Genomic DNA, 20,961 nt, shown 5'->3' with positions numbered 1-20,961 from the left:
CAAGGCTACCGCTTCATCGCGATGCGGGTGTAATCGATCTTGAACATATCATCGGCAAAGCGCACGCCGGTCCGCACATCGGTGATCATCACCGTTGTATCAAGGCCTTGGGCATCGGTGATGGTCCACTGGCGCAGGTCGGAGGTTTTCGGATCGAACATCATGGAAATGGTCGAGTTGCCGAAGATCGACTTGTCGCCGAGCACTATCGTCGTCATGTCCGGCTCCTGCTTCACCGATTTGACCGACCTGGCGGACAGATCGATCTGATCGCTGAGGAGCAGCTTCAGCGGGGTTTTCGACAGCGGATAGAGATCCCAGGTGTCGAGCTTGCGATTGTTGATCACCACGGATTTGCCATCGGAGATAACGCGAATGGGCGATGGCTTGTTATAGTTGAAGCGGATTTTGCCGGGGCGTTCGATATAGAACGTGCCGCCGGTCTGATCTCCACGCGGGCCGAACTGGACAAAACTGCCCGTCAGCGTTTTAACGCTGGAAAACTTGTTGGCTATGTCCTGCGCCGCATTGATGCCGGCGGGACCGGCTTGTGCCAGGGCAGGGGTCGGCAGCGCGATATTCGCAGCGCCAAACAGGAGACCCATGCCGACAATGGAAGCAACCGCAGAGCTCTTCGCCACTGAGCCAAGGGCGCGAAACGGTGCATTTGTCAGTATCATGATCATATCTCCTGTCGTCTCTTTCTGTACGAAGCCAGTTGGGCTGCACTATGGCGAGAGTGAATTAAGGGAATATTGCATCAGTTCTGTTTCTCGGATGGCGAGACAATCCACGCGGAAGGTGGCGAGGCCGATGGGTTTCCATCGTCCGATGCCGCCTGACAAAGTGGGTGTCCGCCAGCCGGAAACCCGAAGGGCCGGGTGAATTTGCTTTAAATCCTTCGGGTTTCGGCGTCGTCCGATGGATAAACACCGGCCTCGCCAAACCCCTCGACCTTGAACCAAATTCCCTCCGGCAGAACGATCCAATATTTCCTCAATTCACTCTGCTAAACGGCAGGATATCGTTTCTTGTTCCCTTGCGCCGTTACGTAACCTGAGCTTGAATCGTTATGTAATGCGCCGCTGCCTATTGTTCCATAACGAACCGCATAAACGTTACGTTACGCCTAGAACTCGTCATCCTGTGTCGGCACGAGAATCTCGCGTTTACCCGCATGGTTGGCGGGGCCAACTAGTCCTTCCTGTTCCATACGCTCGATGATCGAAGCGGCGCGGTTGTAACCAATGCCGAGCCGGCGCTGGATATAACTCGTTGACGCCTTCTTGTCGCGTAGAACGACCGCGACAGCCTGGTCATAGGGATCGTCCGAATCTTCGAGATTGGATGTTCCCGCTGGTCCGCCACCTTCGTCTTCGTCGTCTTCCTCTGTAATGGAATCGAGATATTCCGGAACGCCCTGCAGTTTCAGGTGCTGGACGATCTTCTCTACTTCATCGTCCCCGACAAATGGTCCGTGCACGCGCTGGATGCGGCCGCCGCCGGCCATATAGAGCATATCGCCCATGCCGAGCAGCTGCTCGCCGCCCTGCTCGCCAAGGATCGTTCGCGAATCGATCTTCGATGTAACCTGGAACGAAATACGAGTCGGAAAATTGGCTTTGATCGTGCCGGTAATGACATCGACCGATGGACGCTGCGTCGCCATGATCACGTGGATACCGGCGGCGCGCGCCATCTGAGCCAACCGCTGTACCGCGCCTTCAATATCCTTGCCGGCGACCATCATCAGGTCGGCCATTTCATCGATTATGACGACGATATAGGGCATCGGCTTCAGGTCGAGCTCTTCGGTCTCGTAGACGGCTTCGCCCGTTGCACGATCAAAGCCGGTCTGTACCGTCCGGGCAATACGCTCACCCTTTTTGTGGGCCTGCTCGACCCGCTGATTGAAGCCGTCAATATTGCGCACGCCGACTTTCGACATCTTGCGGTAGCGGTCTTCCATCTCCTTGACCGTCCACTTCAGCGCGACGACGGCCTTTTTCGGATCGGTGACGACAGGCGTCAACAGATGCGGAATGCCATCGTAGATCGACAGTTCGAGCATTTTCGGGTCGATCATGATCAGGCGGCACTGCTCCGGCGTCATCCGGTAAAGCAGCGAAAGGATCATCGTATTGATCGCAACGGACTTGCCCGAACCCGTGGTGCCGGCGACCAGCAAATGCGGCATTTTCGCAAGGTCCGCGATAACCGCCTCGCCATTGATGGTCTTTCCAAGGGCAAGCGCCAATTTGGTCTTTGTCTGCTCAAAATCGCGGCTTGCCAGAAGTTCACGCAGATAGACCATTTCGCGCGTCTGGTTCGGGAGCTCGATACCGATGGCATTGCGACCGGGCACAACGGCGACACGCGCGGCAATCGCGCTCATGGAGCGGGCGATATCGTCGGCGAGGGTGATGACCCGCGACGATTTGATCCCCGGCGCCGGTTCCAGTTCATAGAGCGTTACCACTGGACCCGGACGTACATGGATGATTTCGCCGCGCACGCCGAAATCCTCAAGCACACCTTCCAGCAGCCGCGCGTTCTGTTCCAAAGCCTCTTTGGAAAGGCCCGGATTGCGCACAACGTTCTTCGGTTCGCTCAGGAAATGCAACGAAGGCATCTCGTATTCGTCGGATGCAATCAACGACGCCTGCGCCTCGCGCTGAACGCGCGCGCCGGCCCGCGGCGCAGGTGCCGGTGTATCAATGCGTGCGGCAACTGGCCTGTTCGGAATCGCCGTCGGTCTTGCCGGGGCTGACTGCAGCGCCCAATCGTCGACATCCTCTTCATCGCTGAAGGCGACCGGATCGAAGCGGCCGTCGAATTCATCCCTGCCGATATCGATTGAAGGCGCCTCGATTTGTGGTGCTTCGTCGTAGAAGCCGGGCTCGCGCCGGCCATCGGTCTGGGCGCTTTTCTGACGCGAAACCGCAACGTCAGGGAAATCACCGTCATGCCGCGAGCCGATACTGCGTGCGCTGCTATAGAGCCCGGCGCTACGACCGGAAAACCGGCGGAACAGGGCTTTCGTGCTCAGGAACCAATGGGTCAAGGCGCCGAGAGCGAGCAGGCCACCGCCTCCGCGATCGTCATCATCATCCTCGTCGTCGTAGTCATCATCTTCGGCGACGTGGCGCGTGGACTTCTTGGTGACCACCGGTTCGCTGTCACGGTAGGTGATGCCACTGGCAAAGCCAAAGATCCAAAGGGTCGGGATGGCAAGAATGGCAACCATGATCATGGCCAGACCACCACGGGGGAACGTGCCGATAAAGATGCCGGGTATCTTGAGGACCATATCACCAAAGACACCGCCAAGACCAATAGGCATTGGCCAGCTTTCCGGTATGGCGAAGCAGCCGGCGATCGCCGCAGCCAGAAGCGACGCGCAAAGCCAGGCGACGGCCCGGCGCGGCATACGGTCGACACCACGCCCTGTGAGAAAGAGCCCGCCCCAGAAAAGCGCCGGCATCAGTGCCACAACCATGGAAAGACCGAAGAACTGCATGCCGAGATCGGCGAAGACCGCACCGGGATAACCGAGGGCATTGCGGGTCGGATTCGACGTGGCGTGACTGAAGCTTGGATCGAGCACGTTCCAGGTGGCGAGGCTGCCGATGGCAAAGGCCACGAAGCCGATAAGTCCCAGCCCCCACAGGATATGAATCTGCCTGCGAAACAGGCTGGATAACCCGGTTCGCTGATCTTCAATGGCATAGGAGGAAAGGTATCCTTGACGCATGAAATCCGGCCCCGCGTGAACGCATACAGAACGGCTGCGAGCAGCCGCAAATCATAGAGTTGATTCTGACGTTACGGTGCGGATGGTTAAGGGGCCATTAACCATGGGGAATGAGTGGGACGAAATTAGCAGGATCAGCGGTAAAGGCGCTGTGCGTGGTTCGACAAGCTCACCATGAGGGAGTTGTGTGGATTGCAGAGAGTCAAGTTCTGGAGTGTAGGCGATGATCATCGCCAGTTGCAGCACAACAACCTCCCTCATGGTGAGCTTGTCGAACCACGCAGGGAATTTCTTTCCCCCGGCAAGAGAGGTGGCTCTCAAAACAAAAAAGAGCCCCGGAAAACCCGGCCCTGCTGCTCCTTTTCAAGATTGTTCTATCAGCTGTGATACGCGGCGTCACTTCGGGCTAATCCACTCACGCGTCTGCGACAGCAGTTCATCAGACAAATTCGGGTCATCGCTCATCCGGGCCAAGATGACTGCTCCCACCATCGCCGCCCAGCTCCCAATGGCAGCCCGACGTTTGTTTTCCGCAGTTGCCCCAGGAGCCGAGCGACTCAGGCGCTCGATGTGCTCTCGCAAGCCTGCCGTCATCGCTGCACGGGCCTCTGGCGATTGATGGATGGTTTGGCCGGCCAGCCCCGCCGTTGGACATCCGCCTGCGATATCATCTCGGTGACTTTCCGAAAGGTAGGTCGCCGCGTACCGCGTCAGATCGAGGTCCTCCGGTATCCCGGCTGAAACGATGTGGGCCAGGGTTTGAACGATCAGGTCATCTTTCGAATTGAAGTGCCCATAAAAAGCGCCATGGGTGAGAGACGCCGCCTTCATCACATCCGCCACCGTCACCGCCTCGAATCCGTGGGCCCTGAAAAGCCTGCCAGCCGCCTCCAGGATCTTTTGCCGGTTTTCCGCCACTCGCTCACGACTGACTTTCATTACGTCCTCGATTTTTCACTTGACTTTAATCATGATAGCGATCATGAATACACTAAACATGATGACGATCATGATTAATAATCCAAACTCAAGGAAAAAGCAATGAAAGCCAAACCCACCGTCCTTATTACCGGAGCCTCCACGGGCATCGGTGCTGTTTATGCCGACCGTTTCGCAAAACGGGGGCACGATCTGGTATTGGTTGCTCGAGACCTGGCTCGATTGGAAACGCTGAGCGAGCGCCTACGCCGTGAAACCGGAGCCAATGTCGATATCCTTCAAGCTGATCTCACCGATGAGGTTGAGCTGGCCAGGGTGGAGTCGCGCGTACGTGAGGATGCGCGCATTGGCATACTGATCAACAACGCCGGCGCCAGCGCAGCTGGCGGGTTCGCCGATCAAACGCCGGACGACGTGGCCAAGCTCATAAGCCTCAACACGACTGCGCTGACCCGGCTGATCAGTGCTGTTACGCCACGTTTCATCGAAGCCGGGGCAGGGTCGATCATCAATATCGCCTCGGTTGTTGGATTGGCTCCTGAGTTTGGTCTAACCGTCTACGGAGCGACAAAAGCATTCGTGCTGTTCCTCAGCCAGGGGCTCCAGCTCGAACTTGGCCCAAAGGGCGTGTATGTCCAGGTGGTGCTGCCGGCGGCAACGCGAACAGAAATCTGGGAGCGGTCTGGCAGGGATGTGAATGCACTTCCGGCTGTGATGGAAGTAGAGGAACTCGTTGACGCAGCGCTCGTGGGCTTCGATCGTCGCGAGTCCGTGACTATTCCGCCGCTTCCGGATGCCGATCAATGGAAGGCTTTCGACATGGCTCGACAGCTGATGATTCCGAATTACGCGCAGGTCCACGCTGCCGATCGTTATCAGCCTGAAAAAGCGCTCGCAAGTTAAGCCGGGACGCCATGCTCAAAAAGAAAAGGGCCCGGAAACCGGGCCCTTCTGGTTCTTTTCAAGGTATTTCTATCAGCTGTGGTAGGCAGCTTCACCGTGCGAGGTGAGGTCGAGGCCTTCACGCTCTGATTCGGGCGATGCGCGCAGGCCGACGATGAGATCGACGATCTTGTAAAGGATCGCGCTGCCGATACCGGACCAGAGCAGTGTCACGGCGACACCCTTGAACTGCGCCCACAGCTGAGTCGCCGTACCTGCATAGCTGGCGGCGAAATCGGCAGTCGAATAATCGACGATGCCGGCGCCACCCAGTGCCGGATTGACGAGGATGCCGGTGCCGAGAGCACCGATGATGCCGCCGACGCAATGGATGCCGAAGACATCGAGGCTGTCATCATAGTCGAACGTGTTCTTCACCACCGCGACGAAGAAGTAGCAGACGACGGTGACGACCCCACCGAGCACGATGGCACCCATCGGACCGACGAAACCGGCAGCCGGGGTAACGGCAACCAGACCGGCAACTGCACCCGATACGGCACCGAGCATCGAGGCTTTACCACGCAGGAAGGATTCGAGGATGATCCACATCACCGCAGCAGCAGCCGTTGCGACAAAGGTGTTGATCATGGCAAGGCCCGCATAGGCATTGGCTTCGAGGTTGGAACCGGCATTGAAGCCGAACCAGCCAACCCACAGCAATGACGCACCGATCATGGTCATCGTCATGGAGTGCGGTGCCATGATGTCTTTCTTGTAGCCGGTACGCTTACCGATCATCAGAGCGCCGACGAGACCTGCAATACCCGCATTGATATGAACGACGGTACCACCGGCAAAGTCGATTGCGCCGAAGCCGAAGATCAGGCCGGACGGATCGGAATAGGCGCTTGGACCACCCCAGAACCAGACCATGTGAGCGATCGGGAAGTAGACGAAGGTAACCCAGAGAATGACGAACAGGATGACCGCTGAGAACTTCACGCGTTCAGCGAACGCACCGACGATAAGCGCCGGCGTAATGCAGGCGAAGGTCATCTGGAAGACGACATAGACCAGCTCGGGGATGGCAACGCCCTTCGTGAAGGTTTCGGACATCGTCGTCACGTCGACGCCTTGCAAGAATGCCTTCGACAGGCCACCGACAAACGAATTGCCGGGTGTGAAGGCCAGGCTATAGCCGTAGAACACCCAGATCAGCATCACCACAGCGGTGATGGTGAAGACCTGCATGAGAACCGAGAGCATGTTCTTCGAGCGGACAAGACCGCCATAGAAAAGCGCGAGGCCAGGGATGGTCATCAACAGCACAAGCACTGTCGAGATCATCATCCAGGTGGTGTCGCCCTTGTCGACTGTGAAGGCTGGCGCTGCGGCGGCGGGAGCTGCTGGCGCGGCCTCCTGAGCGAATGCGGCCAGCGTACCGATAGCGACCAGTGCCAGCGACCCGAGAAGGGTGCTGCGCGCCGCAGATGTCAGACTGGTTGGAATTTTCATTATTGTCTCCTTGAACCCCAAATAAATCACAGCGCGTCGGTGTCGGTTTCGCCCGTGCGGATACGGACGGCCTGCTCGATGCTGAGAACGAATATCTTTCCATCACCGATCTGACCGGTCTTGGCAGCCGTGGTGATGGCTTCAACGGCAGTGTCGACGAGCTCGGATGCGACCGCTACTTCCACCTTCAGTTTCGGAAGGAAGCTGACGGCATATTCCGCCCCGCGATAAATCTCGGTGTGCCCTTTCTGGCGGCCATAACCTTTCACCTCGGTGACGGTCAGGCCCTGGATGCCGACAGCAGTGAGTGCTTCGCGCACTTCGTCCAGCTTGAACGGCTTGATGATGGCCATCACAATTTTCATTGAATATACCCCTGCGCTTTGCGCGGCGCCTTTCAGGTGGAATTACTCGAAAGGCTTCACATCCGCGTTGAACCCATCGCCTAAAGCCGCTTGCGGCAGTCGGTGACTGCTAAGGAGTATTCAAGTTCTGTGCCAGACTCGAAATATAACGCCAAGCCATTGATTACAAATGTATATTTTTAACAATTGACGGCATGATTACGCAATACGATGCAACATGCCTAAAATTTAGGCAAACTCGGCGGGCTTTAAAAACGTCACGCTTCGGAATGCACACGAATTAGGCCTTCCTGTGCTGTCGAGGCAATCAATATGCCGTCACGGCTATAGATTGCACCACGATTAAAGCCACGCGCTCCGGATGTACTGGGGCTGTCTGCCGTATAAAGCAGCCAATCGTCGAAACGGCAGGGCCGATGAAACCACATGGCGTGGTCGAGACTGGCGACCTGCAGGTCGCGATCGAAAATCGATCTCCCATGCGCATAGAGCGAGGTATCGAGCAGCGTCATGTCCGACAGATAAGCCAGCACCGCCGCCTGCACGGCGCGATCATCCGGCACGGGACCTGTGGTCTTGATCCAGACATTCTGCTCGGGCGGCAGCTTCTCGCGCGAAAAATAGTGCGCGAGCGACAATGGCTTCATCTCGATGGGCCGGTCTTGCTCCCAGTACTTGCGGATAGCGGCAGGCGCATTCTGCAGATATTGCTCTTTCAGGTCGCGGTCGCTGATGAGATTTTCCGGTTCGGTGACGTCGAGCGGTTTGGGCTTTTGATGTTCGAGTCCCTCCTCCTCGATCTGGAAGGAAGCTTCCAGCGAAAAGATCGCGTGGCCGTGCTGGATACCGACGACCCGCCGCGTGGTGAAGCTCGAACCGTCGCGAATACGATCGACCTCATAGATAATCGGCACTTTCGGATCGCCGGCACGCATGAAATAACCGTGCAGCGAATGCACATGACGCAGAGGATCGACGGTGCGCTGTGCTGCGACCAATGCCTGGCCGATCACCTGGCCGCCGAAAACACGTTGCCAGCCGGATTGCGGGCTGCGACCTCGAAACAGGTTGTGTTCAAGCATCTCAAGGTCGAGTATGGACAAAAGCTCATTCATGGCGTCAGACATGATCGAAGTCTCCCGTTCGCGCGTCCAACGCTTGCAACAGGAACAAGAGCACAAGTCAAGCGCCGCATAACTGCAACCCGGAGGCAAACCATGGTTGAACGAAGCTCCCCGCAAGACATCACCATCGCCGGCGCAGGCTATGTTGGCCTCGCGACAGCAGTTGCGCTGAAATCATCGGCGCCGCACCTTGCCGTTACGATTGTCGACGCGGCGCCCGCCGGCGTATGGCGTAACGATACGCGCGCCTCCGCTATCGCTGCCGCCGCAAGCCGCATGCTGGACCGCCTTGGATGCTGGGAGGCGATCCTTCCCGAAGCGCAACCCATTACCGAGATGATTGTCACCGATTCGCGCACGTCCGATCCTGTACGACCCGTGTTCCTGACCTTCAACGGCGAAGTCGAGCCGGGCGAGCCATTCGCGCATATGGTGGAGAACCGCATCCTCAACGCATCGTTGCGCAAGAAGGCGGAAGAGCTTGGCGTCACCTTCGTCGAGGGCGCGCCGGTAAACGGTTTCGAACATGGCGAGGCAGATCTGACGGTCCGTTATTCTGACGACAAGAGCTTGCGAACCCGGCTGCTGATTGCGGCCGACGGCGTCAAATCCCGCCTGCGCGAGATGGCCGGCATCAAGGTCGTGAACTGGGAATATGGCCAGTCAGGTATCGTCTGCACCGTCGCGCATGAGCGCCCGCACCATGGCCGGGCCGAGGAACATTTCCTTCCCGCCGGACCCTTTGCGGTGCTGCCGCTCAAAGGCAACCGCTCTTCGCTGGTCTGGACTGAACGGACCGCCGATGCAGAACGCCTGATCAACGAGGATGATTTCGTTTTCGAAGCCGAGCTCGAACAGCGTTTTGGCCTGAAACTCGGCGAGGTACATGTGGAAGGCGCGCGTAAAGCTTTTCCGCTCGGTCTTACCCTTGCCCGGGATTTCGTCAAGCCGCGCTTCGCGCTGGTGGGCGACGCAGCGCATGGTATCCACCCGATCGCCGGGCAAGGTCTCAATCTCGGCTTCAAGGATGCGGCAGCGCTGGCGGAAACCATCGTCGATGCCGATCGGCTCGGGCTCGACATCGGTTCGGTAGCGGTGCTCGAACGCTACCAGACCTGGCGGCGCTTCGACACGGTGCAGATGGGCGTCACCACGGACGTTTTGAACCGGCTGTTTTCCAACGACAACGTGCCGGTCCGGGCGCTGCGCGATTTTGGTCTCGGCCTTGTCGAACGGATGCCGCGGCTCAAGGGATTCTTCATCCGCCAGGCCGCGGGACTATCGACGACAGCGCCGAAACTGCTGCAGGGCCAGCCGATCTAGACTTGCTCTAGAGCGGTCGCGGATATCTGCGGTAGATCGCGTTTATCTCCCTGAGGAGTTCCGGTGGCAGCGTGATCTGGCTTGCCCAGATATCGGTCTTCAATTGCTCCATCGATGTTGCCCCGATAATAACCGAGGTCATGAACGGCCGCGACAGCGCAAAGGCGATCGCCATCTGCGCCACATCGAGATTGTGCTTGCGGGCGAGTTCAATATAAGCGCGAACCGCAGGCGCGGAGTATTCATTGTTGCGCCATAGACCGCCCGGCTGAATCGAGCCGCGCGTGCCCGCCGGCGTTTTCCCATCGAGATATTTGCCGGTCAGCACGCCGGAAGCCAGCGTCGAATAGGCGAGAAGGCCGACATCCTCGTGATGGCTGAGTTCGGCAAGATCGAGATCGAAGACGCGCTGGATAAGGCTGTACTCGTTCTGCACAGAAGCAATGCGGGGCAGATCGTGACGCTCGGAAAGCTTGAGCCATTGACCGATCCCCCAGGCCGTTTCGTTGGACAGGCCGACGTGGCGGATCTTGCCTTCCTTGACCATATCGCCAAGCCCCTGCAGGGTCTCTTCGATCTGCGCGACGACCTGCGACTTGTCCTGGTTCTGCGGTGCATACTGCCATGCGGTACCGAAATGATAATGACCGCGGGCGGCATAGTGGACCTGATAAAGATCGATATAGTCGGTCTGTAGACGCTGCAGACTGCCTTCAACCGCTTCACGCACGCTCTGGCGATCAGGCGGGGTTCCATTGCGGATCCAGCTATTGCCGCCGCCGGAAATCTTCGACGCCAGCACGAATTTGTCGCGCTTCCCGGTCTTCTTGAACCACGTGCCGATATAACTTTCGGTTTTGCCGTAGGTGTCCGCGCTCGACGGAATTGCATAGACTTCCGCCGTATCCATGAAATTGATACCCGCATCCAACGCATAGTCGATCTGGCTGTGTGCATCGGCTTCGGTGTTCTGTGCGCCCCAGGTCATGGTGCCGAGGCAAATTTCAGTGACGTCGATATCGGTCCTGCCGAGTTTCTTCAGTTTCACGGGATGATTCCAGTTCTGGCGATGAGAATTGAATAGTCTGAACGGAAGCGTGTGAGACCGTTCCATAAGGGAATTGTTTTTTTAGCCTGATGACAGCATTTCATCAATATGGGATTCTCTTCTTGCTGCCAAAGGTTGAGCGAATTCCCGACATGCATCTGTCTCGGAACTGCACTATGCTCGGCGCGTTATGCTTTTATCGAAGACCAGCCGGCTCGATACTTCAACCACGAGGGAGACGACAAATGGACAGACAAGCAACAGCAATCTGGAAAGGCGCGCTGAAAGATGGTCAAGGCACGCTCGACACCCAAAGCGGCGCGTTAAAGGGTCTCCCTTACAATTTCAAGGCGCGTTTCGAGGACGCAAGCGGCACTTCCGGTACCAATCCCGAGGAACTGCTCGGTGCGGCCCATGCGGGTTGCTTCGCCATGCAGCTTTCACACTTCCTGGCGGAAAACGGCACCCCGGCTGAAAAGCTCGAAGCCAAGGCGGTCGTGACGCTTGATCCGGCCAAAGGCGCGATCACCAAGAGTGCGCTGATCTTGGTCGGCAGTGTTCCGGGTATCGATGCAGCGACTTTCAGCGAGCTTGCCAACAAAGCCAAGGCCAACTGCCCGGTGTCAAAGGCGCTCGGCGCGATCGAACTTACTCTGGATGCAAAGTTGGCTTGATTGTCAGCCAACCTGCCGAATGAGTTGCGGGCGCTCTTGCGCCCGTTATTGTGTATGGCGATAGGCCGGATCACTTAACTTATGATTGCATCGCTCAAACAGTGGGCGCGAACCATCAAACGCGATGTCGTTGCGCTCTGGCTCGCCGCGCGTGATCCGCGTGTTCCGTGGTATGCGAAAGCAGTCGCCGGGGGCGTTGCCGCCTATGCTCTAAGCCCTATCGACCTTATACCGGACTTCATTCCGATCATCGGCTATCTGGACGATCTCATCATAGTACCGCTTGGCATCATGCTGGCGGTCAAACTTGTGCCTGACGCTCTCATGCACCAATTCCGGAACGAAGCCACGCGCCGCGCCAGACCGGTGAGCAAGGAGGGGCTGATCTTTGTAGTGCTGGTCTGGACGCTGGCGGCTATTGCGTTGCTGTGGGTTTTCTGGCCGAATTCCGCCTAGCTTCCTTCGGCCGGGACGGCATCAGACCCGCCGCTCCACCATCATCTTCTTGATTTCGGCGATTGCCTTGGCGGGGTTAAGACCCTTCGGGCAAGCCTGCGCGCAGTTCATGATCGTATGGCAGCGATAGAGCCGGAACGGATCTTCCAGATTGTCCAGACGCTCGCCCGTTGCTTCGTCGCGGCTGTCAATCAGCCAGCGATAGGCCTGCAGGAGAACTGCCGGGCCGAGATAGCGATCGCCATTCCACCAGTAGCTTGGGCATGAGGTCGAGCAGCAGGCACACAGGATGCACTCGTAAAGGCCATCGAGCTTGGCACGATCGTCGTGGCTCTGCAGCCATTCCTTGGCTGGCTCGGGCGAAACCGTCTTCAGCCACGGCTCGATCGAACGATGCTGGGCATAGAAATTGGACAGATCCGGCACCAGATCCTTGACGACCGGCAGATGCGGCAGCGGGTAGACCTTCACAGCGCCCTTGATCTCATCCATGCCCTTGGTGCAGGCGAGCGTATTGGTGCCATCGATGTTCATGGCGCAGGAGCCGCAAATGCCCTCGCGGCACGACCGGCGCAATGTCAGTGTCGGATCGATCTGGTTCTTGATCCACAACAGACCGTCGAGAACCATGGGCCCGCAATCGTCGAGATCGACATAATAGGTATCGATACGCGGGTTCTCGCCGTCGTCCGGCGACCAGCGGTAGATCCGGTACTCGCGCAGATTGTTTGCTCCCTGCGGACGATCCCAGGTCTTGCCGGGCCGCATCTGCGAGTTCTTGGGAAGTGCAAGTTCAACCATAATATTCTGGTCTCTCTATTTGTTCTTTCGCAATCCTAGACGGAAAACCGGTACCCACTTTTCCTGGGACTGCTTTTAGTACACACGCGCTTTCGGCGCGATCTTGGCGAGGCTGATGCCGCCATCCTCCTCCTTGAGCAACGGCTCGAGGTGAACAGGACGATAGCCCAGCGTGACCTTGCCATCCGGCGCCAGCCAGGCAAGACTGTGCTTGCGCCAGTTGACATCGTCGCGGTTGGGGAAATCCTCGTGCGCATGCGCGCCGCGGCTTTCCTTGCGCGCTTCGGCTGCAACGACCGTGGTGATGGCATTGGCCATAAGGTTTTCGAGCTCAAGCGTTTCCACCAGATCGGAATTCCAGATCATCGAGCGATCGGTGACCTTTACATCCGGCAGCTCGTTCCAGATCTGTGCCATACGGTTCACGCCCGACTTCAGCGATTCCGAAGTGCGGAACACCGCCGCATCTTCCTGCATGGTCTTTTGCATCTTTTCGCGCAACGCAGCAGTCGGAATGCCGCCATTGGCATGACGCAGGCGGTCGAAGCGGTCCATGATCTTCGTGACAGAAGCCTCATTGATGTCCGGGATCTTGGCGTTGCGATCGATCACCTGGCCAGCGCGGATCGCAGCCGCGCGACCGAACACCACAAGGTCGATCAGCGAATTGGAGCCGAGACGATTGGCACCATGCACCGAGGCGCAACCCGCCTCGCCCACCGCCATCAGACCGGGCTGGATGCGGTCCGGATCTTCTGCAGTCGGATTGAGCGCTTCACCCCAATAATTGGTCGGAATGCCGCCCATGTTGTAGTGAACCGTCGGAATAACCGGAATCGGCTCCTTGGTGAGATCGACGCCGGCAAAAATCTTCGCCGATTCCGAGATGCCTGGCAGGCGCTCGTGCAGGACGGCCGGATCGAGGTGATCCAGATGCAGGAAGATGTGATCCTTGTTCTTGCCGACGCCGCGCCCTTCGCGGATCTCCAGCGTCATGCAGCGTGAAACCACGTCGCGCGATGCCAGATCCTTGGCGGAGGGTGCATAGCGCTCCATGAAGCGCTCGCCTTCGGCATTGACGAGGTAACCGCCCTCGCCGCGCGCACCTTCCGTGATCAGACAGCCAGCACCATAGATGCCAGTCGGGTGAAACTGGACGAATTCCATATCCTGCAGGGGCAAGCCCGTGCGCGCGACCATGCCGCCGCCATCGCCGGTGCAGGTATGCGCCGACGTTGCGGAGAAATAGGAGCGGCCATAGCCTCCCGTTGCCATAACCACCATCTTGGCGGCAAAGCGGTGGATCGTGCCGTCGTCGAGGTTCCAGGCGACAACGCCTGTGATCGTACCCTCTTCATCCTGAATGAGATCGAGCGCGAAATATTCGATGAAGAACTGCGCATTGTGGCGCAGGCTCTGGCCATAGAGCGTGTGCAAGATGGCGTGGCCGGTACGGTCGGCCGCCGCGCAGGTGCGCTGCACGGGTGGCCCATCGCCATAATTCATCATGTGACCGCCGAAGGGGCGCTGGTAGATCTTGCCCTCTTCGGTACGCGAGAAAGGCACGCCGTAATGTTCGAGCTCGTAGACGGCGGCCGGCGCTTCCCGCACCAGATATTCCATGGCGTCCGTATCGCCGAGCCAGTCCGAACCCTTGACGGTGTCATACATATGCCACTGCCAGGAATCGGCACCCATATTGCTGAGCGAGGCAGCAATGCCGCCCTGCGCCGCAACCGTGTGCGAACGGGTCGGGAAAACCTTGGTGATGCAGGCTGTCTTCAGGCCTTGCTCCGCCATGCCGAGCGTGGCGCGCAGGCCGGCGCCACCCGCACCGACGACGACCACATCGAATTTATGGTCGACGAATTTATAGGCTTTATCTGTTGGTGCCATAGTAGAGTTTAAACTCCAAAGCTCAGCTTGAGGATCGCAAAGATGCAGACAATACCGACGCCAAGGGCGAAGAACGTATTGAGCATCAAAAGCACGACCTTCGCGCCTTCACCGTGTACATAATCTTCAATGATGACCTGCATGCCGAGGCGCATGTGATAGAGACCGGAGACGAGCACCATCAACAGCACAATGGCGGTCAGCGGGTGGGACAGGGCGGCCTTTGTCTCGACATAGCCTGCACCATGCAGGGACAGAACCAACCCGATAAAAAACAGGATCAGCGGAATATTTGACATCGCGGTCAGGCGCTGACGCCAGAAATGTTCCGTGCCTTCTTTCGCAGAACCAAGTCCGCGAACTTTCTTAAGCGGCGTGCGCATATCGCTCATATCCGCCTCCTCAAGCTATGGTGAATGCGACGATCCAGACCAGGATCGTCAATGCGACGGAAAGAACGAGCGAACCCCAGGCCATCTTCGTGGTCGTGTCCTTCTCGAGGCCGCGACCGGTATCCCAGATCAGATGGCGTATGCCGCCGATCATGTGATGAATAAGCGCCCAGGTGTAACCGAGCAGAACCAGAAGGCCGATCCACGAACCATAGACCATGTTGACAATGTCGAACTGCCGCTCGCTTGTCGCCGTTGCGATCAGCCACCAGGCGACCAGCAGCGTGCCGACATAGAGCGCCGAGCCGGTGATGCGGTGGACGATCGACATGACCATGGTTGGAATTGGTTTGTAGATTTGCAAATGCGGCGACAGCGGCCGGTTTGCATGTAGATTTGTCTTGCTCATAGCGTCCCCGAGGGTAGCGCCACATCTGGTTAGACGGGCAGGGCCGAAAGGCTGGATAAAGGCAATTTAGAGGGGTTTTAATCCGGTTTTTGCACTGCGTCAAAGCCCCATTCCGCACCCTCATGCGGCGAATTGGCTTGAATAGCAAGCCAATAAGGTTTCTGCTTAGAATTCAATCGTTTAAAGCAGTAAAAACGCCTGTTTCAGAGGTCGAATCTGGCACGCGTGCCCTGCAAAAATAAATCGCGTGAGTCTCGAATAGCGACGTTAAGGCGGGCATTTATACGATAGTCGAACGCGACGGGACGGGTCGTTTGCAGGATATTCATCGTGCCGTAACAATCCGCAGTTGCCCCCGGGGTTACTGATTGCCGAAGCGGATGATGAAACTGGTCCAGTCGGCCGGCGCCGCGACCTGTTCATATAGCTTGCGGCCATCTTCCGGCACGCGCGGCGCATTCAGCGAAAGCTTGGTCCAGCCACGTTCTTCCGCCTTGTCGGCGAGCACGTCGATCAGAGCCTTGGCGATACCTTTGCCGCGATGATCGTGGTGCACATAGATATGATCGACCTGACCGGCCCGCATGCCGGACACCGGCTCGGGCAGATCGTAGAAAATGACGAAGCCAACAAGAACGCCATCGAGCCTGGCGCCCGCGATTTCCGCCGTGCGATCCCGCAACAGGTTCTCCGCGTAGTAATCGTCCGGACGGCGCGGTGCGCCGCGCTTCAACGCCTGGGCATAACTGGCGAGGAGAGGCGCGAACTCGTGGGCATGGCTGAGATGCAGCAAGGAAATGTCGATGGCGTGCTCGTCCGCGCTTTTCTTGGTCATGGTCACATCCGTCCCTTTTTGGCTGCCTCGGCAGGGTGTTCTTATACATCGGAGGATTGGTTGATTGCGGTCAGCACGTCAACCTGCACCGGGGATGAAAATCGATTTGATTAGGTTTTGAGCGGATGACAATTGTTAATAAAAGGTTAATCTTCGGTTGACGAAATTCGAGCATCCGAGGTCGGCCATGTTCCAGAACAAGAATCTTGCCTGCTCAGTGCTGTTATCGCTGGCGCTCGCGATCAGTTCGCAGATTGCGGCGGCAGAGGATTTCAATCCCGGCAATAGCTATGGCGACGAATATGGCAATGTGATCCTGCATGAGGCGGGAGGCCTGAAGATCATCTTTGTGGGTGCCGCTGCTGCGAAATCCGACAAACTGGGCCGGGACATTCGGCGGCAGGTGCCAGTCTACAAACGCGGTAAAGGCCCCTCGGTAATCTCGCCAGTCAGCGACCCGCTCGTCGCAGGTGTCGTCCCAGCGCCAAATACCGGCGGTTGCAACAGCGCGTTTGTCATTCAAGGACGCGGTTACATGTATGGTGTCGACCGCAACGAAACGCCGGTTCTTGGCAATCCGGGCTGCGAATAGCGCCTCCTCGCGTCAAGATTTGATTTGCCTCTGTTAGCTGCGCCCTGTATTGGGGGCCGCTTCATCGAAGAGGTAGTAATAATGGCTCGCAATTCTGACGGCGCACTCGTCCTGTTTTCTGGCGGGCAGGATTCGGCGACTTGTCTCGCCTGGGCACTATCACGCTTCGACCGCGTTGAAACGGTTGGTTTCGACTATGGCCAGCGGCACCGGATCGAGCTCGAGGTGCGCGGGCAATTCCGTAGCGCCCTTGCCGGGAAATTTCCGCAATGGGCAGCGCAGCTTGGCGGCGACCATATGCTTGACGCAAGCATCATCGGCCAGCTTGGATCGACAGCCATGACCCAGGATATCGCGATCGAGATGGCGGAAAACGGCTTGCCGAATACGTTTGTGCCCGGCCGCAATCTGCTGTTTTTCACACTTGCCGCTGCGCTGGCCTACCGCCGTGGCCTGCGTGTGATCGTTGGCGGCATGTGCGAGACCGACTACTCCGGATACCCCGATTGCCGCGACGACACATTGAAGGCCCAGCAAGTAGCGCTGTCGCTGGGGCTGGATCGCCGGATAACGATCGAAACGCCGTTGATGTGGCTCGACAAGGCCGAGACCTTTGCGCTTGCGCAAGATCTTGGCGGCGAAGCTTTGCTGGATCTGGTCGTCGAGCACACCCATACGTGCTATCTCGGCGATCGTTCGCAGCGGCATGAGTGGGGCTATGGCTGTAACAGCTGTCCGGCCTGCGAACTGCGTTCGAAAGGGTGGCAGAAGTTCAAGGCAGAAGCCGCATGACCTACGCCGTCAAGGAGATCTACCTGACCCTGCAGGGTGAAGGCAATCATACGGGCCGTGCTGCCGTCTTCATGCGTTTTGCCGGCTGTAACCTGTGGTCCGGGCTCGAGCGCGACCGTGAAGAAGCGGTCTGCAAGTTCTGCGATACGGATTTCGTCGGCGTGAATGGTCCGGGCGGCGGCAAGTTCAAGACTGCCAACGCTCTGGCTGACGCGGTGGCAGCAGCCTGGCCGCAAAATGCTGGCGGCAAGCCCTATGTCATTTGCACTGGCGGCGAGCCTCTGCTGCAACTCGACACGCCGCTGATCAATGCCTTTCACGCGCGCGGTTTCGAAGTGGGTATCGAGACCAACGGCACCATCGCGGCGCCGGCGGAGATCGACTGGATCTGTGTATCGCCCAAGGCGGCAGCACCGCTCGTCCAGACCAGCGGCAACGAGCTCAAACTGGTCTTTCCGCAGAAGGAAGCCGAGGCACATCCATCACGGTTCGAGCGGCTTTCCTTCGAGCATTTCTATTTGCAGCCTCTTGACGTCATCGGTGATCCGGCGCAAACCGCCGCGCATGTGGCATCTGCAGCGGCCTATTGCCTCGCCCATCCGCTTTGGCGGCTGAGCACGCAGACACACAAGATACTGGGTTTGCCTTGAGGTAAGCCCTTTGTTTACCGCAATTCCGATTTGCTGGAATTGCTTTTGCGGGCGCCTGTATTGCGCCAATGCGAACGAGGACAACCATGAGAATCTTCAACGAATTTACGTTTGAGGCGGCACATCATTTGCCGCACATCTTTCCGGACGGACACATCAATACGCGTCTGCACGGGCACAGCTTTCGCGTTCGCGTAACGCTGGAAGGAAAACCGGATGCGAGGACCGGCCTTATCTCCGATCTTGGCTCTGTCAAAAGCGCCTTCGACAGCGCGCACGAGCAACTCGATCATCGCTATCTCAACGAGATCGAAGGGCTGGAAACACCAACGCTTGAAAACATTGCGGTGTGGCTGTGGCGGCACTTTGCATTGTCTCTGCCCGGTTTGGCCGAGGTCGGCGTCTACAGGGACACCTGCGGCGAAGGCTGCGAGTATCAGGGCGAGTTCGAGATGGAAAGGAAAGCAGCATGAGTCATTATGCAGAACAGGCGACGATGCTCGGCAAGGATGTCAAAATCCCGCAGCATCCGGATGAGGCGATCCTTGATGCAGTCCCAAACCCGCAGGCGGGAACGCTTTTCCTCGCACGTTTCGCCTGCCCGGAATTCACCTCGCTATGTCCAGTCACCGGCCAGCCGGACTTCGGCCACCTTGTGATCGACTATGCGCCAGACCAGACGCTGGTCGAGTCCAAATCGCTCAAGCTGTTTCTCGGCAGCTTCCGCAATCACGGCGCTTTCCACGAAGACTGCACCGTCGGAATCGGCAAGCGTATTGTCGAAGCGGTCAAGCCCTTGTGGCTGCGCATTGGCGGGTACTGGTATCCACGCGGCGGTATCCCGATCGATGTGTTCTGGCAGACCGGTCCGGTACCGGAAGGTCTGTGGCTGCCAGACCAGGGTGTCCCTGCCTATAGGGGGCGGTGATTCGCTTAAACGGATGGCACGACTGCTGTGCGTGGTTCGACAAGCTCACCATGAGGGAGATTAGTGGATTGCAGTGACAGTCGCCAAGCTTGATGTTTGGCGTCTGCAATCAGTCCACATCCCTCATGGTGAGCTTGTCGAACCGCGCACAGCAGCGATGCAATCCAGATTATTTCCACTCTCTGATATCGACAAAATGTCCGGCAATCGCTGCGGCTGCAGCCATGGCAGGCGAGACAAGATGGGTACGGCCTTTGAAGCCCTGACGACCTTCGAAATTGCGGTTCGACGTCGAGGCGCAACGCTCGCCGGGCTTCAGACGATCATCGTTCATCGCAAGGCACATGGAGCAGCCAGGCTCGCGCCAGTCAAAACCCGCAGCCTTGAAAATCTTGTCGAGTCCCTCGGCTTCCGCCTGTTGCTTGACGAGTCCGGATCCGGGCACGATCATCGCATCGACGGTCGCAGCAACGGTGCGGCCCTCGACGACCTTGGCGACAGCACGAAGATCTTCGATACGGCCATTGGTACAGGAACCGATGAACACACGATCAAGCTTGATATCCGTCATCGGTGTACCGGGCTTCAGGCCCATATAGTCGAGCGCGCGCCACTTCGATGAGCGCTTGGTCTCATCCGGAATCTCGTCCGGGTTCGGCACGGCACCAGTGACGGCAATCACGTCTTCCGGCGAAGAACCCCAGGAAACGATAGGCGGCAGATCGGCTGCATTCAGAACGACGACCTTGTCGAAATGCGCACCCTCATCGCTCTGGAGGGTTTTCCAGTATTCGACCGCCTGTTCGAACGCTGCGCCCTTTGGAGCGCGGGGTTTGTCCTTGACGTAGGCGAAAGTCGTTTCGTCCGGTGCGATCAGACCTGCGCGGGCCCCGCCTTCGATCGACATGTTGCAGATGGTCATGCGGCCTTCCATCGACAGCGCGCGAATGGCTTCGCCGGCATATTCAATGACATAGCCAGTGCCGCCCGCAGTACCGATCTCGCCGATGATGGCAAGGATAATGTCCTTGGCGGTGACGCCAGCCGGCAGCACGCCATCGACACGCACCAGCATGTTCTTGGCTTTCGACTGGATCAGCGTCTGGGTCGCCAGAACATGTTCGACTTCCGATGTGCCGATACCATGCGCCAAGGCACCAAAAGCACCATGCGTGGAGGTGTGGCTGTCACCACAGACGATCGTCATGCCCGGCAGGGTAAAACCCTGCTCGGGTCCGATGATGTGGACGATGCCCTGACGGATATCCTTCTCCGAATAGTATTCGACGCCGAAATCCAGCGCATTCTTGGCAAGGGCTTCGACCTGGATACGGCTCTCGTTGTTTTCGATACGCTTGGTCCGGTCCGGCGAGGTCGGTATGTTGTGATCGACGACGGCGAGTGTCTTTTCCGGATGACGAACCTTGCGGCCGGTGAGGCGAAGACCTTCAAAAGCCTGCGGGCTGGTCACTTCATGGACAAGATGGCGATCGATGTAGAGAAGACATGTGCCGTCCTCCTGACTATCGACCAGATGGTCATCCCATATCTTGTCATAGAGTGTGCGTGGCGCAGACATTGCG

Annotated in this window: 22 protein-coding genes; 9 read left to right on the top strand and 13 right to left on the bottom strand. The window is 58.0% G+C overall.

Features of this window, described 5'->3' with window-relative positions; genetic code table 11:
- Positions 1–5: 5 nt before the first annotated feature.
- From N8E88_RS18270 to N8E88_RS18260, 3 genes are all read right to left on the bottom strand, one after another.
- The gene (locus N8E88_RS18270; protein ID WP_262294908.1) at positions 6–680 is read right to left on the bottom strand and encodes an outer membrane lipoprotein carrier protein LolA; all 675 of its coding nucleotides are present in this window, start codon (positions 678–680) and stop codon (positions 6–8) included.
- Positions 681–1,129: 449 nt separating this feature from the next.
- Positions 1,130–3,754: a DNA translocase FtsK gene (locus tag N8E88_RS18265; RefSeq protein ID WP_262294907.1), complete on the bottom strand. Its 2,625-nt coding sequence runs from the start codon at positions 3,752–3,754 to the stop codon at positions 1,130–1,132.
- A 396-nt stretch (positions 3,755–4,150) separates the two neighbouring features.
- On the bottom strand, positions 4,151–4,693 hold the full coding sequence (locus N8E88_RS18260) for a TetR/AcrR family transcriptional regulator (RefSeq protein ID WP_262294906.1): 543 nt from the start codon (positions 4,691–4,693) through the stop codon (positions 4,151–4,153).
- A 102-nt stretch (positions 4,694–4,795) separates the two neighbouring features.
- Here N8E88_RS18260 and N8E88_RS18255 point away from each other — a divergent pair, with 102 nt between their 5' ends.
- The gene (locus N8E88_RS18255) at positions 4,796–5,596 is read left to right on the top strand and encodes an SDR family NAD(P)-dependent oxidoreductase (RefSeq protein WP_262294905.1); all 801 of its coding nucleotides are present in this window, start codon (positions 4,796–4,798) and stop codon (positions 5,594–5,596) included.
- A 72-nt stretch (positions 5,597–5,668) separates the two neighbouring features.
- Here N8E88_RS18255 and N8E88_RS18250 read toward each other — a convergent pair whose 3' ends face one another.
- From N8E88_RS18250 to tesB, 3 genes are all read right to left on the bottom strand, one after another.
- Positions 5,669–7,093 (bottom strand): ammonium transporter, encoded by a 1,425-nt coding sequence (locus N8E88_RS18250; protein WP_262294904.1) that lies wholly within the window; start codon positions 7,091–7,093, stop codon positions 5,669–5,671.
- 26 nt (positions 7,094–7,119) lie between these two features.
- The gene (locus N8E88_RS18245) at positions 7,120–7,458 is read right to left on the bottom strand and encodes a P-II family nitrogen regulator (protein ID WP_100000921.1); all 339 of its coding nucleotides are present in this window, start codon (positions 7,456–7,458) and stop codon (positions 7,120–7,122) included.
- Between the two features lie 257 nt (positions 7,459–7,715).
- A complete protein-coding gene (tesB, locus tag N8E88_RS18240; protein ID WP_114429610.1) occupies positions 7,716–8,585 on the bottom strand; it encodes an acyl-CoA thioesterase II in 870 nt (289 codons plus the stop codon).
- Between the two features lie 90 nt (positions 8,586–8,675).
- Here tesB and N8E88_RS18235 point away from each other — a divergent pair, with 90 nt between their 5' ends.
- Entirely contained in the window at positions 8,676–9,905 is a 1,230-nt protein-coding gene (locus tag N8E88_RS18235; RefSeq protein WP_262294903.1) for a ubiquinone biosynthesis hydroxylase, read from the top strand.
- A 7-nt stretch (positions 9,906–9,912) separates the two neighbouring features.
- On the opposite strand, the gene N8E88_RS18230 is transcribed toward N8E88_RS18235, so the two are convergent.
- Complete coding sequence (locus N8E88_RS18230; RefSeq protein WP_262294902.1) at positions 9,913–10,953, bottom strand: aldo/keto reductase; 1,041 nt, start codon at positions 10,951–10,953, stop codon at positions 9,913–9,915.
- Between the two features lie 245 nt (positions 10,954–11,198).
- Here N8E88_RS18230 and N8E88_RS18225 point away from each other — a divergent pair, with 245 nt between their 5' ends.
- Entirely contained in the window at positions 11,199–11,627 is a 429-nt protein-coding gene (locus N8E88_RS18225) for an OsmC family protein (protein ID WP_262294901.1), read from the top strand.
- A gap of 81 nt (positions 11,628–11,708) precedes the next feature.
- Positions 11,709–12,083 carry a YkvA family protein gene (locus tag N8E88_RS18220; protein WP_262294900.1) on the top strand — a complete coding sequence of 125 codons (375 nt, stop codon included), beginning with the start codon at positions 11,709–11,711 and terminating at the stop codon, positions 12,081–12,083.
- Positions 12,084–12,104: 21 nt separating this feature from the next.
- Here N8E88_RS18220 and N8E88_RS18215 read toward each other — a convergent pair whose 3' ends face one another.
- The 5 genes from N8E88_RS18215 to N8E88_RS18195 all read right to left on the bottom strand — a co-directional run bounded on the left by N8E88_RS18215 (position 12,105) and on the right by N8E88_RS18195 (position 16,416).
- Positions 12,105–12,884 (bottom strand): succinate dehydrogenase iron-sulfur subunit, encoded by a 780-nt coding sequence (locus N8E88_RS18215; RefSeq protein ID WP_262294899.1) that lies wholly within the window; start codon positions 12,882–12,884, stop codon positions 12,105–12,107.
- A 75-nt stretch (positions 12,885–12,959) separates the two neighbouring features.
- Positions 12,960–14,780 carry a succinate dehydrogenase flavoprotein subunit gene (sdhA, locus tag N8E88_RS18210; RefSeq protein ID WP_262294898.1) on the bottom strand — a complete coding sequence of 607 codons (1,821 nt, stop codon included), beginning with the start codon at positions 14,778–14,780 and terminating at the stop codon, positions 12,960–12,962.
- Between the two features lie 8 nt (positions 14,781–14,788).
- The gene (gene sdhD / locus N8E88_RS18205; RefSeq protein WP_262294897.1) at positions 14,789–15,172 is read right to left on the bottom strand and encodes a succinate dehydrogenase, hydrophobic membrane anchor protein; all 384 of its coding nucleotides are present in this window, start codon (positions 15,170–15,172) and stop codon (positions 14,789–14,791) included.
- A gap of 10 nt (positions 15,173–15,182) precedes the next feature.
- Complete coding sequence (sdhC, locus tag N8E88_RS18200) at positions 15,183–15,581, bottom strand: succinate dehydrogenase, cytochrome b556 subunit (protein WP_262294896.1); 399 nt, start codon at positions 15,579–15,581, stop codon at positions 15,183–15,185.
- Positions 15,582–15,942: 361 nt separating this feature from the next.
- Complete coding sequence (locus tag N8E88_RS18195) at positions 15,943–16,416, bottom strand: GNAT family N-acetyltransferase (protein ID WP_114429624.1); 474 nt, start codon at positions 16,414–16,416, stop codon at positions 15,943–15,945.
- A gap of 187 nt (positions 16,417–16,603) precedes the next feature.
- Between N8E88_RS18195 and N8E88_RS18190 the strand changes: the two genes are divergently transcribed.
- From N8E88_RS18190 to queF, 5 genes are all read left to right on the top strand, one after another.
- Positions 16,604–17,008: a hypothetical protein gene (locus tag N8E88_RS18190; protein ID WP_262294895.1), complete on the top strand. Its 405-nt coding sequence runs from the start codon at positions 16,604–16,606 to the stop codon at positions 17,006–17,008.
- An 81-nt stretch (positions 17,009–17,089) separates the two neighbouring features.
- A complete protein-coding gene (gene queC / locus N8E88_RS18185) occupies positions 17,090–17,800 on the top strand; it encodes a 7-cyano-7-deazaguanine synthase QueC (RefSeq protein WP_262294894.1) in 711 nt (236 codons plus the stop codon).
- The gene (queE, locus tag N8E88_RS18180) at positions 17,797–18,450 is read left to right on the top strand and encodes a 7-carboxy-7-deazaguanine synthase (RefSeq protein ID WP_262294893.1); all 654 of its coding nucleotides are present in this window, start codon (positions 17,797–17,799) and stop codon (positions 18,448–18,450) included. The genes queC and queE overlap by 4 nt, the downstream gene beginning before the upstream one ends.
- Before the next feature lie 86 nt (positions 18,451–18,536).
- Positions 18,537–18,923, top strand: coding sequence for a 6-pyruvoyl trahydropterin synthase family protein (locus N8E88_RS18175; RefSeq protein WP_262294892.1), 387 nt, complete (start codon positions 18,537–18,539; stop codon positions 18,921–18,923).
- Positions 18,920–19,378 (top strand): preQ(1) synthase, encoded by a 459-nt coding sequence (gene queF, locus N8E88_RS18170; RefSeq protein ID WP_224507392.1) that lies wholly within the window; start codon positions 18,920–18,922, stop codon positions 19,376–19,378. Before N8E88_RS18175 ends, queF begins: the two co-directional genes overlap by 4 nt.
- Positions 19,379–19,547: 169 nt before the next feature.
- Here the strand turns inward: queF and leuC are convergent, their stop codons facing one another.
- Complete coding sequence (leuC, locus tag N8E88_RS18165) at positions 19,548–20,957, bottom strand: 3-isopropylmalate dehydratase large subunit (RefSeq protein WP_262294891.1); 1,410 nt, start codon at positions 20,955–20,957, stop codon at positions 19,548–19,550.
- Positions 20,958–20,961 lie beyond the last annotated feature (4 nt).

It is taken from the genome of Phyllobacterium zundukense, assembly GCF_025452195.1.
GTDB classification, from domain to species: Bacteria; Pseudomonadota; Alphaproteobacteria; order Rhizobiales; family Rhizobiaceae; genus Phyllobacterium; species Phyllobacterium zundukense_A.
This window is presented reverse-complemented; position numbering and strand designations above follow the sequence as displayed.

What these genes read in the sequence shown, in the direction of transcription:
- N8E88_RS18270 (WP_262294908.1), bottom strand. Translation starts at nt 680, where the DNA reads ATGATACTGACAAATGCACCGTTTCGCGCCCTTGGCTCAGTGGCGAAG.
- N8E88_RS18265 (WP_262294907.1), bottom strand. Translation starts at nt 3,754, where the DNA reads ATGCGTCAAGGATACCTTTCCTCCTATGCCATTGAAGATCAGCGAACC.
- N8E88_RS18260 (WP_262294906.1), bottom strand. Translation starts at nt 4,693, where the DNA reads ATGAAAGTCAGTCGTGAGCGAGTGGCGGAAAACCGGCAAAAGATCCTG.
- N8E88_RS18255 (WP_262294905.1), top strand. Translation starts at nt 4,796, where the DNA reads ATGAAAGCCAAACCCACCGTCCTTATTACCGGAGCCTCCACGGGCATC.
- N8E88_RS18250 (WP_262294904.1), bottom strand. Translation starts at nt 7,093, where the DNA reads ATGAAAATTCCAACCAGTCTGACATCTGCGGCGCGCAGCACCCTTCTC.
- N8E88_RS18245 (WP_100000921.1), bottom strand. Translation starts at nt 7,458, where the DNA reads ATGAAAATTGTGATGGCCATCATCAAGCCGTTCAAGCTGGACGAAGTG.
- tesB (WP_114429610.1), bottom strand. Translation starts at nt 8,585, where the DNA reads ATGTCTGACGCCATGAATGAGCTTTTGTCCATACTCGACCTTGAGATG.
- N8E88_RS18235 (WP_262294903.1), top strand. Translation starts at nt 8,676, where the DNA reads ATGGTTGAACGAAGCTCCCCGCAAGACATCACCATCGCCGGCGCAGGC.
- N8E88_RS18225 (WP_262294901.1), top strand. Translation starts at nt 11,199, where the DNA reads ATGGACAGACAAGCAACAGCAATCTGGAAAGGCGCGCTGAAAGATGGT.
- N8E88_RS18220 (WP_262294900.1), top strand. Translation starts at nt 11,709, where the DNA reads ATGATTGCATCGCTCAAACAGTGGGCGCGAACCATCAAACGCGATGTC.
- N8E88_RS18215 (WP_262294899.1), bottom strand. Translation starts at nt 12,884, where the DNA reads ATGGTTGAACTTGCACTTCCCAAGAACTCGCAGATGCGGCCCGGCAAG.
- sdhA (WP_262294898.1), bottom strand. Translation starts at nt 14,780, where the DNA reads ATGGCACCAACAGATAAAGCCTATAAATTCGTCGACCATAAATTCGAT.
- sdhD (WP_262294897.1), bottom strand. Translation starts at nt 15,172, where the DNA reads ATGAGCGATATGCGCACGCCGCTTAAGAAAGTTCGCGGACTTGGTTCT.
- sdhC (WP_262294896.1), bottom strand. Translation starts at nt 15,581, where the DNA reads ATGAGCAAGACAAATCTACATGCAAACCGGCCGCTGTCGCCGCATTTG.
- N8E88_RS18195 (WP_114429624.1), bottom strand. Translation starts at nt 16,416, where the DNA reads ATGACCAAGAAAAGCGCGGACGAGCACGCCATCGACATTTCCTTGCTG.
- N8E88_RS18190 (WP_262294895.1), top strand. Translation starts at nt 16,604, where the DNA reads ATGTTCCAGAACAAGAATCTTGCCTGCTCAGTGCTGTTATCGCTGGCG.
- queC (WP_262294894.1), top strand. Translation starts at nt 17,090, where the DNA reads ATGGCTCGCAATTCTGACGGCGCACTCGTCCTGTTTTCTGGCGGGCAG.
- queE (WP_262294893.1), top strand. Translation starts at nt 17,797, where the DNA reads ATGACCTACGCCGTCAAGGAGATCTACCTGACCCTGCAGGGTGAAGGC.
- N8E88_RS18175 (WP_262294892.1), top strand. Translation starts at nt 18,537, where the DNA reads ATGAGAATCTTCAACGAATTTACGTTTGAGGCGGCACATCATTTGCCG.
- queF (WP_224507392.1), top strand. Translation starts at nt 18,920, where the DNA reads ATGAGTCATTATGCAGAACAGGCGACGATGCTCGGCAAGGATGTCAAA.
- leuC (WP_262294891.1), bottom strand. Translation starts at nt 20,957, where the DNA reads ATGTCTGCGCCACGCACACTCTATGACAAGATATGGGATGACCATCTG.